Origin of the sequence: Microbacterium stercoris, assembly GCF_017592545.1 — a bacterium.
Classification (GTDB): domain Bacteria; phylum Actinomycetota; class Actinomycetes; order Actinomycetales; family Microbacteriaceae; genus Microbacterium; species Microbacterium stercoris.
This window is the reverse complement of record NZ_JAGFOA010000005.1, coordinates 233033-245350: the sequence shown is the minus strand read 5'-3', so window position 1 is coordinate 245350 and position 12318 is coordinate 233033. Positions and strand designations below refer to the sequence as shown.

General features: G+C 69.2%; 11 protein-coding genes. 10 read left to right on the top strand and 1 reads right to left on the bottom strand.

Features of this window, described 5'->3' with window-relative positions; all coding sequences use genetic code 11:
• The first annotated feature begins 46 nt into the window (after positions 1-46).
• From J5V96_RS13535 to fdxA, 10 genes are all read left to right on the top strand, one after another.
• Positions 47-1252 carry a thiolase family protein gene (locus J5V96_RS13535; protein WP_208500195.1) on the top strand — a complete coding sequence of 402 codons (1206 nt, stop codon included), beginning with the start codon at positions 47-49 and terminating at the stop codon, positions 1250-1252.
• An 8-nt stretch (positions 1253-1260) separates the two neighbouring features.
• On the top strand, positions 1261-3402 hold the full coding sequence (locus tag J5V96_RS13530; RefSeq protein WP_208500677.1) for a 3-hydroxyacyl-CoA dehydrogenase NAD-binding domain-containing protein: 2142 nt from the start codon (positions 1261-1263) through the stop codon (positions 3400-3402).
• A gap of 76 nt (positions 3403-3478) precedes the next feature.
• Positions 3479-3961 (top strand): RrF2 family transcriptional regulator, encoded by a 483-nt coding sequence (locus J5V96_RS13525; RefSeq protein WP_208500194.1) that lies wholly within the window; start codon positions 3479-3481, stop codon positions 3959-3961.
• Between the two features lie 142 nt (positions 3962-4103).
• Positions 4104-5813 (top strand): nitrite/sulfite reductase, encoded by a 1710-nt coding sequence (locus J5V96_RS13520; protein WP_208500193.1) that lies wholly within the window; start codon positions 4104-4106, stop codon positions 5811-5813.
• Positions 5810-6553: a phosphoadenylyl-sulfate reductase gene (locus tag J5V96_RS13515; RefSeq protein ID WP_208500192.1), complete on the top strand. Its 744-nt coding sequence runs from the start codon at positions 5810-5812 to the stop codon at positions 6551-6553. Before J5V96_RS13520 ends, J5V96_RS13515 begins: the two co-directional genes overlap by 4 nt.
• Entirely contained in the window at positions 6550-7482 is a 933-nt protein-coding gene (gene cysD, locus J5V96_RS13510; protein ID WP_208500191.1) for a sulfate adenylyltransferase subunit CysD, read from the top strand. The genes J5V96_RS13515 and cysD overlap by 4 nt, the downstream gene beginning before the upstream one ends.
• The gene (locus J5V96_RS13505) at positions 7482-8798 is read left to right on the top strand and encodes a sulfate adenylyltransferase subunit 1 (protein ID WP_208500190.1); all 1317 of its coding nucleotides are present in this window, start codon (positions 7482-7484) and stop codon (positions 8796-8798) included. Before cysD ends, J5V96_RS13505 begins: the two co-directional genes overlap by 1 nt.
• Complete coding sequence (gene cobA / locus J5V96_RS13500; protein WP_208500189.1) at positions 8791-9564, top strand: uroporphyrinogen-III C-methyltransferase; 774 nt, start codon at positions 8791-8793, stop codon at positions 9562-9564. Before J5V96_RS13505 ends, cobA begins: the two co-directional genes overlap by 8 nt.
• A 23-nt stretch (positions 9565-9587) precedes the next feature.
• A complete protein-coding gene (locus tag J5V96_RS13495; RefSeq protein WP_208500188.1) occupies positions 9588-10949 on the top strand; it encodes an FAD-dependent oxidoreductase in 1362 nt (453 codons plus the stop codon).
• Entirely contained in the window at positions 10946-11272 is a 327-nt protein-coding gene (fdxA, locus tag J5V96_RS13490; protein WP_208500187.1) for a ferredoxin, read from the top strand. The genes J5V96_RS13495 and fdxA overlap by 4 nt, the downstream gene beginning before the upstream one ends.
• Positions 11273-11336: 64 nt before the next feature.
• Here the strand turns inward: fdxA and J5V96_RS13485 are convergent, their stop codons facing one another.
• The gene (locus tag J5V96_RS13485) at positions 11337-12269 is read right to left on the bottom strand and encodes a sulfite exporter TauE/SafE family protein (protein WP_208500186.1); all 933 of its coding nucleotides are present in this window, start codon (positions 12267-12269) and stop codon (positions 11337-11339) included.
• Between the last annotated feature and the right edge of the window lie 49 nt (positions 12270-12318).

Sequence of the window (12318 nt, the reverse complement as noted above, 5' to 3'; positions counted from 1 at the left end):
CACAGGCCCCTCCATAGGCTGAAGACAACCGAACCTGGGAGGCAGAGTGGCCGAGCTGGCTGATGTCTATTTCGTCGATGGAATGCGCACCCCCTTCGGGCGCGCGGGCGAGAAGGGCATGTATTGGAACACGCGAGCGGATGACCTCGCCGTCAAGGCGCTGAAGGGCCTGCTGGAGCGCAACCCGGAGGTGCCGAAGGACCGGATCGACGATGTGGCCATCGCCGCCACCTCGCAGACGGGCGACCAGGGGCTGACCCTCGGACGCACCGTCGGGATCCTTGCCGGGCTGCCGATGACGGTGCCCGGTCTCGCGGTCGAGCGCATGTGTGCCGGGGCCATGACGAGCGTCACGACGATGGCGGCGTCGATCGGCGTCGGCATGTACGACTTCGCGATCGCGGGCGGCGTCGAGCACATGGGTCACCACCCCATCGGCGGCAATGCCGACCCGAACCCGCGCTTCGTCGCGGAGCGCCTGGTGGACCCGGGCGCGCTCAACATGGGCGTCACCGCGGAGCGCATCCACGACCGCTTCCCGCAGCTCACCAAGGAGCGTGCGGACCGCTTCGGCATGCTGAGCCAGCACAAGGCTCAGGCAGCCTACGAGTCCGGGAAGATCCAGCCGGATCTCGTGCCGGTCGCGATCACGGGCGCGGATGGCCAGTGGGGCCTCGCGACCGAGGACGAGGGCCGTCGTCCCGAGACGACGATGGAGGGCCTCGCCGCCCTCAAGACCCCGTTCCGCCCGCACGGCCGCGTGACCGCGGGAACGTCCTCGCCGCTCACGGACGGCGCCACCGTCAGTCTTCTGGCGAGCGGCGCGGCCGTGAAGGAGTTCGGCCTGACGCCGAAGATGCGCCTGGTCTCGTTCGCGTTCGCCGGCGTCGAGCCCGAGATCATGGGCATCGGTCCGATCCCCTCGACCGAGAAGGCCCTCGCCAAGGCGGGACTGACGATCGACGACATCGGCCTGTTCGAGCTCAACGAGGCCTTCGGCATCCAGGTGCTCTCGCTGCTGGATCACTTCGGCATCGCCGATGACGATCCGCGCGTGAACCCGTGGGGCGGCGCGATCGCCCTCGGCCACCCGCTCGCCGCATCCGGCGTGCGGCTCATGATCCAGCTGGCGGCACACTTCGCCGAGCACCCCGAGGTGCGCTACGGCATGACCGCGATGTGCGTCGGTCTCGGCCAGGGCGGCACCGTCATCTGGGAGAACCCCCACTACACCGGCAAGAAGAAGAAGTGAGCGCCGCAGTGACCGACTACAGCACCATCGACTTCTCCCCGCTGCTCGCAATGGCGGACGCGGAGGTCGTCACGCACTCGCTCGTGAGCGACGTCCGGCTGCCCAGTGGCCGCACCATCGCGCTGATCACGCTGCACAACGGCAAGGACCACACCCGCCCGAACACCCTCGGCCCCGCCACGCTGACCGAGCTCGACGAGCGCCTCGACGAGCTCAAGAAGCGCGCCGAGGCCGGCGAGATCGACGCGGTCGCCGTCACGGGCAAGCAGTACATCTTCGCGGCAGGGGCCGATCTGTCCGGCGTGGGCGCCCTGCCCTCGAAGGACTTCGCGCGCCTGATCGCCCAGCTCGGACACCACGTGCTCGGCAAGCTGTCGAAGCTCGGGGTGCCCTCGTTCTCGTTCGTGAACGGTCTGGCTCTCGGCGGCGCCGTCGAGATCGCCCTGCACTCGACCTATCGCACGGTCGATTCCTCGGCCGCGGCGATCGCTCTGCCCGAGGTGTTCCTCGGCATCGTGCCCGGCTGGGGTGGCGCGACCCTGCTGCCGAACCTGATCGGAATCGAGAACGCCCTCGAGGTGGTCATCTCGAACCCTCTCAAGCAGAACCGCACGCTCAAGCCGCGCCAGGCGTACGAGCTCGGGATGTTCGACGCGATCTTCGGCCCGGCCTCCTACCTCGAGGATTCGCTCGCCTGGGCCGACGGCGTGCTGGGCGGAACGGTCAAGGTCGAGCGCAAGAACGCACCCGGCAAGATCGAGCGCCTGACGAAATGGCCGATCGCGATCAAGGTCGCGCGCGGCATGCTGGAGAGCCGCATCGGCACGGAGCCGAAGTCGCCGTACCTTGCGCTCGAACTGCTGGACAAGGCGAAGTCCGGATCCATCGAAGAGGGTTTCGCGCGCGAGGACGAAGCGCTCGCCGAGCTCATCTCCGGCGACCAGTTCGTCGCTTCCATGTACGCGTTCGATCTCGTGCAGAAGCGCGCCAAGCGCCCGGTCGGTGCTCCGGACAAGGCCCTCGCCAAGAAGGTCGCCAAGGTGGGCGTCATCGGCGCGGGCCTGATGGCGAGCCAGTTCGCGCTGCTGTTCGTGCGGCGTCTGGAGGTGCCCGTGCTCATCACGGACATCGACCAGGCGCGCGTCGACAAGGGGCTCGCGTACATCCGTGACGAGATCGCCCAGCTGCGCACGAAGGGCCGCATCGACGCGGACACCGCCAACCGACTGAACGCGCTGGTGCACGGCACGGTCGACAAGAGCGAGTACGCCGACTGCGATTTCGTGATCGAGGCGGTCTTCGAGGAGACCGGCGTCAAGCAGCAGGTCTTCCGCGAGATCGAGAAGATCATCGCTCCCGACGCGATCCTGGCCACCAACACGTCGTCGCTCTCCGTCGAGGAGATCGGATCGGTGCTCGAACACCCCGAGCGTCTTGTGGGCTTCCACTTCTTCAACCCCGTCGCGGTGATGCCGCTGATCGAGATCGTGAAGACGCCTCAGTCCAGTGACGAGGCGCTCGCGACCGCGTTCGTCGTGGCTCGCAACCTGAAGAAGAACGCCGTGCTGACCGCCGATGCCCCCGGCTTCGTCGTCAACCGTCTGCTGGCCAAGGTCATGGGAGAGGCAGCCCGGGCCGTCGACGAGGGCACGCCGCTGCTCACGGTCGAGAAGGCGTTCGCGCCTCTCGGTCTCCCGATGACGCCGTTCCAGCTGATCGATCTGGTGGGATGGAAGGTCGCCGCGCACGTTCAGGACACGATGGTGCGCCACTTCCCCGACCGCTTCTTCGCCTCGCAGAACCTCCATCGCCTCTCCGAGGTGGGCGCTGTGGTCGAGAAGGACAAGAACGGACGCGTCACCGGCTGGACGAAGGAGGCGCAGAAGGTCATCGAGTCCGGCAAGTCGCCCGCGTCCGAAGCGGAGATCCTCCGCCGCGTGGAGGACGGGCTCGCCAGCGAGATCAAGCTGATGCTGGACGAGGGTGTGGTGCCCGAGGTCGAGGACATCGACCTCTGCCTCATCCTCGGCGCGGGCTGGCCGTTCATCGACGGAGGCGCCTCGGCCTACCTGGACCGCTCCGGCGCGTCCGAGCGCGCCGCGGGCGGGACGTTCCACACGCCGCCGCTGCGGGGCGCCGCGCACCGCTGAGCGCACGCGACGCGGCAGCACTGAGGGCCGGATCCGCACGGATCCGGCCCTCAGTTCGTCATGACAGGATCAGGACATGCGCATCTCCGCCCGAGCCGAATACGCCGTGCGCGCCTCGGTGCTCCTCGTGAGCGCCACGCGCGTGCTCACCAGCGCCGAGATCGCCACAGCCGAAGGTATTCCGCCGAAGTTCCTCGAGGCGATCCTGACCTCGCTCACCCGCGCGGGCGTGGTCTCGAGCCGACGCGGCGCGTCCGGAGGGTACGAGCTGGCGCGCCCGGCACACCTCATCACCGTCGCCGACGTGATCCGCGCCGTCGACGGACCGCTCGTCTTCGTGCGCGATCAGCGCCCGAGCGAGATGCAGTCGAGCGGCATCCTGCTGGAGCTGTGGGTCGCACTGCGGGCGAGCGTGCGCGACGTGCTCGAGCGCACGTCGCTGCAGGATCTCTCCAACGGCCGCCTGCCGGCCCACGTCGACGCCCTCGTCAAGTCGCCCGGGGCATGGGTGAGCCCTGACACCGATCGGCGTCTCGACACGCCTGACTACTTCATCTGAGGGACGCGCCGCCCTATAGCGCACCGCTCGACGGTATTCCTACCGTCGCGGTGGGCATTCGTCACACAACGTCTCTTCCCGAGGGCGCGATGGCGGTCGTCTTTAGTCTTTCCCTGACGACGAGTCAAGAGGAGACCCCGAGATGACATCCACGGAGATCGCGCCCCCGGTGCGCGGCGCACGGCTCCGTCCGTCGGGCAAGCCGAACGGGCAATGGCTGGTCGACGGCAAGGAACCGCTCAACGGCAACGAGGAGTGGAAGCAGGCCGACGGCGGCCTGAGCGTCCGCGAGCGCATCGAGAGCACGTACGCGCAGGGCGGCTTCGCCTCGATCGACCCGACGGATCTGCACGGCCGCTTCCGCTGGTGGGGCCTCTACACCCAGCGCAAGCCCGGCATCGACGGCGGCCGGACCGCGACGCTCGAGCCTCACGAGCTCGAGGACGAGTACTTCATGATGCGGATCCGCCTGGACGGTGGGCAGCTGAGCACCGAGCAGCTGCGCGTCATCGCGGATGTCTCCGTCGAGTTCGGTCGCGGCACCGCCGACATCACCGATCGTCAGAACATCCAGCTGCACTGGGTGCGGGTCGAGGACGTCCCCGAGATCTGGCGCCGCCTCGAGGCGGTCGGCCTGTCGACCACCGAGGCGTGCGGCGATGTGCCGCGTGTGGTGCTCGGATCGCCCGTCGCCGGCATTGCCGTCGATGAGCTGATCGATCCGACCGCCCAGATCGAGGAGATCACCAGCCGCTTCATCGGCGACGAGTCGCTCGCGAACCTGCCCCGCAAGTTCAAGTCGGCCATCACCGGTCATCCGAGCCACGATGTCGTCCACGAGATCAACGACGTGGCATTTGTGGCCGTCGAGCACCCCGAGCTCGGCATCGGCTACGACGTCTGGGTGGGCGGCGCGCTGTCCACCGTCCCGCGTCTCGGAGAGCGCCTCGGCGCTTGGGCTGCCCCCGACCAGGTGGCGGAGGTGTGGCACGGCGTCGCGCAGATCTTCCGCGACTACGGATATCGCCGCCTGCGCAACAAGGCCCGCCTGAAGTTCCTGCTCGCCGACTGGGGCGTCGAGAGGTTCCGCGACGTGCTGGAGACCGAGTACCTCGGTTACCGCCTCGCCGACGGCCCCGCGGCCCCCAAGCCGCTCACCCCGGGTGACCACGTGGGCGTGCACGCGCAGAAGGACGGCCTGTTCTACGTCGGTGCGACGCCGATCGTCGGGCGCACCTCTGGCGAGAACCTCGGCAAGCTCGCCGACCTGATCGAGGCACAGGGCTCTTCCCGCCTGCGCCTGACTCCGCATCAGAAGATCGTGGTGCTCGACATCCCGAAGGAGAACGTCGAGCCGCTCATCCAGGGACTCGACGAGCTCGAGTTCAGCGCGCGGCCCAGCCTGATCCGCCGCGGCACCATCGCATGCACCGGCATCGAGTTCTGCAAGCTCGCGATCGTGAACACGAAGGACAACGCCCGCGAGGCGATCTTCGAGCTCGAGAAGCGCCTCGACGGCATGGACCTGCGCGCCCCGCTCAGCCTCAACGTGAACGGCTGCCCGAACTCCTGCGCCCGCATCCAGACGGCCGACATCGGCCTCAAGGGCCAGATCATCACCGACGACGAGGGCAACCAGGTGCCGGGCTTCCAGGTGCACCTCGGCGGTGGTCTCGCCTCGTCCGAGCGCGAGGAGGCCGGCCTCGGGCGCACCGTTCGCGGGCTGAAGGTCGCAGCGGACGGCATCGCCGATTACGTCGAGAAGGTCGCCACCCGCTACGTGGCCGGGCGCGTCGATGACGAGACCTTCGCCCAGTGGGCGCACCGAGCCGCCGAGGAGGAGCTGCGATGACCGTCTCACTCGCCCCGCGCGTCACCGTGCGCCGCTCCGCCGAGGAGCTCGAGGCCCTCGCTCTCCGCGGCAACGAGGAGCTCGGTTCGCTCACCGACCACGAGGCGACTCCCGCTCAGGTCATCGACTGGGTCGCCCGCAACTTCGACGTCGGCGCCCTGGCCGTCGCCTGCTCGATGGCGGACGCGGCCCTGCCGCATCTCGTCGCCGACCGGCTGCCGGGAGTGGACGTCCTCTTCCTCGACACGGGCTACCACTTCACCGAGACCGTCGCCACGCGCGACGAGGTGTCCCGCACCCTCGATGTGCGCGTGGTGGATGTGCTTCCCGAGCAGACCGTCGCAGAGCAGGACGCGGCGTGGGGCAAGGACCTACACGGGCGCGACGCGGCGAGATGCTGCGACCTGCGGAAGGTTGCTCCGCTCCACGAGGCCCTCCAGGGCTACGAGCTCTGGTTCACCGGCGTCCGACGCGACGAGGCTCCCACCCGCACGAACACCCCGCTCGTCACGTGGGACGCGAAGAACGGTCTCGTGAAGGTGAATCCCGTCGCCGCATGGTCCTGGGACGACCTCTCGACCTACGCGGCCCTCCACAAGGTGCCGATGAACCTGCTGCTGAACTTCGGTTTCCCGTCGATCGGCTGCAAGCCCTGCACCCGCCCCGTCGCCCCCGGCGAAGACCCCCGCTCCGGCCGCTGGGCCGGGCTCGACAAGACCGAATGCGGACTCCACACATGAGCGACACCCTCACCGTCCCGCGAGCGGGCACCGGCCAGCGCCTTTCGACCCTCGATCTTCTCGAGGCCGAGGCCATCCATGTCATCCGCGAGGTCGTCGCCGAATTCGACCGCCCCGTTCTGCTGTTCTCGGGCGGCAAGGACTCGGTGGTCGTTCTCCACCTCGCTGCGAAGGCCTTCCTGCCGGGTCGTGTGCCGTTTCCGGTGCTGCACGTCGACACCGGGCACAACTTCCCCGAAGTGATCCGCTTCCGGGACGAGACCGTCGAGCGGCTCGGTCTCACGCTGGAGGTCGCGCGCGTGCAGGACTACATCGACGACGGTCGCCTTCACGAGCGCGCCGACGGCACGCGCAATCCGCTGCAGACCCTGCCGCTGCTGGATGGCATCGCCGCGGGGAGGCACGACGCCGTCTTCGGCGGCGCCCGCCGAGACGAGGACAAGGCGCGCGCCAAGGAGCGCATCTTCTCCCTGCGCGACGAGTTCGGGCAGTGGGATCCCCGCAACCAGCGGCCCGAGCTGTGGAGCCTTTACAACGGCCGCCATACCCCCGGCCAGCACGTGCGCGTGTTCCCCATCTCGAACTGGACCGAGCTCGACATCTGGCGCTACATCGAGCGGGAGAACATCCCGCTGCCTCCGCTCTACTTCGCGCACGAGCGCGAGGTCTACCGCCGCGACGGCATGTGGCGCGCGGTCAGCCCCGTCTCGGAGCCCCGCGCGGACGAGACGGTCGAGAAGCGCGTGGTGCGCTACCGCACGGTCGGCGACATGAGCTGCACGGGCGCCGTCGAGTCGACCTCGGCGCACGTGTCGGACATCGTCGCGGAGGTCGCGGTGTCCACCCTCACCGAGCGCGGCGCCACCCGTGCGGACGACCGGATCAGCGAAGCGGCCATGGAAGACCGCAAGAAGGACGGATACTTCTGATGACCACGCTCGCCCCCTCGACGCTCTTCCGCTTCGCGACCGCCGGCTCGGTCGACGACGGCAAGTCGACCCTCGTCGGCCGTCTGCTGCACGATTCCAAGGCGATCCTCGCCGACCAGCTCGAGCAGGTCGCCCGCACCTCGAAGGAACGCGGCTTCGCCGGCGCGGACGGCATCGACTTCGCGCTGCTCACCGACGGCCTCCGGGCCGAGCGCGAGCAGGGCATCACGATCGACGTCGCCTACCGCTATTTCGCAACCGCAGAGCGCTCGTTCATCCTGGCCGACTGCCCGGGACACGTGCAGTACACGCGCAACATGGTCACCGGCGCCACGACGGCCGACGCCGTGGTCGTGCTCATCGACGGCCGCAAGGGCGTGCTCGAGCAGACCCGACGCCACCTCGCGGTGACGGCGCTGCTGCGCGTGCCGCACGTCATCGTCGCGGTGAACAAGATCGACCTGCTCGACTACGCCGAGGATGCCTTCACCCCGGTCGCCGCGCAGGTGCGCGAGGTCACGGCCGAGCTCGGCCTCACCGACGTGCGCGTGCTGCCGGTGTCCGCCCTGGCCGGCGACAACATCGTCGAGCGGTCTGAGCGCACGCCGTGGTACGACGGGCCGTCGCTGCTCGAGCTGCTCGAGACGCTGCCCGCGATCGACGCCGAGCAGCGCGAGGCAGAACCCTTCCGCCTTCCCGTTCAGCTCGTGCTCCGCCCGCAGGGCGGGCTCTCCCCCGTGCTCACCGCCTCCGATCCGGATGCGACCGAGCGCCTCCGCGACTACCGCGCTGCCGCCGGCCGCATCTCATCCGGATCGGTCCGCGTGGGAGACCGCGTGAAGGTGCTGCCCGCCGGCATCGTCACAACCGTCGCGGCCGTCGAGCTCGCCGGTGTGCCGGTGGTCGAGGCCGCCGCGCCGCAGTCGGTCGCGATCCAGCTCGCGGATGACATCGATGCCGCGCGGGGAAGCGTGCTCGTCGCCGAGGGATCCGAGCCGGCGGTCGCCAAGGAACTCGACGCGAACCTGTTCCTGCTCGATGAGCAGACGCTGGTCCGAGGAACGCGCGTCCTTGTCAAGCACGGCACCAAGACGGTGCAGGGCATCGTCGACGAGATCGTCGACCGCCGCGACCTCGACTCGCTCGCGCACGTCCCCGCCGACCGCCTCGAAGTGAACGAGATCGGCCGCGCGCGCATCCGCCTCGCCGAGGCGCTGCCCCTCGAGCCGTACGAGACCTCGCGCACCTCGGGATCGTTCCTGGTCATCCGCCCGGCCGACGGTCACACGATCGCCGCCGGTACCGTCCGTGGCTGACAGGGTCGCCGCGGGCCGCGTCACGCTGGTTGGCGCGGGTCCCGGTGACGCGGGCCTCCTGACGGTACGCGGCCTGCGCGCCCTCGAGAGCGCCGACGTGATCGTCGCCGACCGGTTGGGGGCCCGCAGCGTGCTGGAGGGCCTGGAGGCCGATGGCGTCGTGCTGTCGGCCGAGGTCATCGACGTCGGCAAGCACCCGGGCCACCATCCCGTCACCCAGGAGGAGATCTCGCAGCTGCTCGTCGATCATGCGCGGGCCGGACGGGACGTCGTGCGGCTCAAGGGCGGCGACCCCTACGTGTTCGGCCGCGGGAGCGAGGAAATCCAGCGCTGCGTCGAGGCCGGCATCGCCATCGACGTCGTGCCGGGCATCACGAGCGCGATCTCGGTGCCCGCCGTCGCGGGTATCCCCGTGACCGCCCGGGACGTCGCCGCAGGGTTCACCGTGCTGTCCGGACACGTCCTCATCGAGGATCTCCCGGGTGGGCGCGACCACACGGTCGTCCTGCTGATGGGAGTGGGCACGCTCGCCCATTCGGCGCAGGTGCTCAGCCGCAGCCGTGGTGGCGGATGCCCCGTCGCGATCGTCGAGGACGGCTACGGGGCCGGCCAGCGCGTCACCTTCGGAACCCTGGACACCATCGCGCACATCGCCGCCCTGGCGAAGGTGCGCAACCCGGCCGTCGTCGTCATCGGCGATGTCGTCACCCTCAGCCCTTCTGCTCCCGCCGACCTCCGCGGCGCTGTGCGCCCGAGCGTCGGCTGATCCACGAACGACAAGGAAGCCCCATGAGCTCGGACTCCCCTCTCGACCTGCGCGTCGCCATTGTCGGCGCCGGCCCGGCGGGCATCTACGCCGGAAACCTCCTCGCGAACGCCGTCGAGGAGGCCGGCGGCACAGTGGCGATCGACCTGCTCGAATCGCTGCCGGCCCCGTACGGCCTGATCCGCTACGGCGTCTCGCCCGATCACCCGCGCATCAAGGGCATCATCAACTCCCTCGAGGAGATGCTCGACTCCGGCCGCATCCGCTTCCTCGGAAACATCGAAGTGGGCAAGGACGTCTCCCTTGACGAGCTGCGTGAGCGCTACCACGCGGTGATCCTGGCGACCGGTGCGATCCGCGACGCCGCGCTCGACATCCCCGGCGTCGACAAGGACGGCTCGTACGGCGCCGCCGATTTCGTCTCCTGGTTCGACGGTCATCCGGATGTGCCGCGCACCTGGCCGCTCGAGGCGGAGCAGATCGCGGTCATCGGCAACGGCAACGTCGCCCTCGACGTCGCACGGATGCTCGCCAAGCACCCGGTCGATCTGCGCTCGACGGAGATCCCCGACAACGTGCTCGAGGGGCTCGAGTCCTCACCGGTCACCGACGTCCACGTCTTCGGGCGCCGCGGGCCCGCCGATATCAAGTTCACCCCCATCGAGCTTCGTGAGCTCGGCGAGCTGAACGATGTCGACATCGTCCTCGATGAGGCGGATTTCGAGGGGGTGGACCTGGCGTCCGCGTCGACGAACCAGATGAAGATCATGCTGCGCACCCTCAATGCCTGGCGGGGTGAGCAGCTCACGGGGGCGAGCCGCCGTGTGCACCTGCACTTCTGGCACGCGCCGGCCGAGATCCTCGGCGACGAGAAGGTGGAGGCGATGCGGTTCGAGCGCACGCGCATCGAAGATGGTCGCCTCGTCGGCACCGGCGAGTTCGCCGAGTATCCGCTTCAGGCCGTGTACCGTGCGGTCGGCTACTTCGGCTCGCCGATCGACGGCGCCCCGTTCGACCCCATCAAGGGCGTCATCTCGAACATCGAGGGCCGGGTCGCGGGCATCCAGGGGCTTTACGCGACGGGATGGATCAAGCGCGGTCCGGTGGGTCTCATCGGCCACACGAAGTCGGACGCCATGGAGACCGTCGACCATCTCGTCACCGACGCGCAGGCCGGCATCCTGACGACCCCGCTCGAGACGGGACTGCTCGAGCTTCTCGACGAGCGCGAGGTCGAGTACACGACGTGGGCCGGATGGCTCGCGCTGGACGCCCATGAGCGCGCGCTCGGCGAGACGCATCTCTACACGCGGGAGCGTGTGAAGGTCGTTCCGCGCGACGAGCAGGTCGAGATCTCGCGCTCCGGCGCGCTCGCGGGCGCATGACGTACGTCATCGCCCTGCCGTGTGTGGACGTCAAGGATCGCGCGTGCATCGACGAGTGCCCCGTGGACTGCATCTACGAGGGTGAGCGCAGCCTCTACATTCACCCCGATGAGTGCGTCGACTGCGGTGCGTGCGAGCCGGTGTGCCCCGTCGAGGCCATCTACTACGAGGACGACCTGCCCGACGAGTGGCAGGACTACTACAAGGCCAACGTCGAGTTCTTCGACGAGATCGGCTCCCCGGGCGGCGCCGCCAAGACCGGCGTGACCCCCAAGGACCACCCGATCATCGCGGCCCTGCCCCCTCAGAGCGAGGGCCACTGACGCAGCGCAATACCGAAGCCCCCGCGATCCGTGAATCGCGGGGGCTTCGTCGTTCCCAGCCTGCTCAGTCCGTGACGAGGGCCGCCTCGCGGGCCTCATCGGCCTTGGTGGCGGCGTCCTTCTCGGCGAGACCGGCCGCCACGGCCTTGCGGTGCTCGCTGATCGACCACGCGACGGCCACCGCCCAGATGAAGGCGATTGCCGCGAGCGAGAGTCCCAGCACCTCATCGGAGACCTCGAGCGAGGTGAGGATCGTGCGCACGTTGGTGAGCACGATGAGACCGCCGACCGCCGATCCGAGGATGCGAGCGGGGATGAGACGCACGATCCACGCAGCGAGAGGAGCGGCGATCACACCACCGGCCAGCAGCGCGATGACCCACGTGAGGTCGACGCCCGCGCCGCTGAGACCGATGAAGAAGCCGATCGACGCGGCGATCGCGACGAGGAACTCCGACGCATCGATCGTTCCGATCACCTTCCGCGGCTCGAGGCGACCGCTCGACAGCAGCGCGGGGGTGCCGACCGGCCCCCACCCACCCCCGCCCGATGCGTCGAGGAAGCCGCCGACGAGACCGAGGGGCGCCAGGAACTTCAGCGTGAGCGGCTTGTCACTGCGCCGGCCCGGGAGCCCCTTGATGGTGAAGCGCACGAGCACGTAGATGCCGAGAGCCAGCAGGATGGCGCTGGTGTAGGGCTTGGCGATGTCGGTGGCCAGCCCCGAAAGGAACGTCGCCCCCGCGAACGCGCCCACAGCGCCGGGGATGCCGATCTTCAGCGCGGCGCGCCAGTCGACGTTGCCGAAGCGCCAGTGCGAGAGCCCGGAGGCGAGGGTGGTGCCGACCTCGGCCAGGTGCACGGAAGCACTGGCGGCAGCGGGCGCAAGACCCACTGCAAGGAGCAGACTCGTCGAGGTGACGCCGTAGGCCATGCCCAACGCACCGTCGACGAGCTGCGCTCCGAGTCCGACGAGAGCGAGGAGGATGATCGTCTGCATGTCCCCGAGCGTAGGGAGGATGCCCCGAGCGACGCGCGCTTCGCGACAC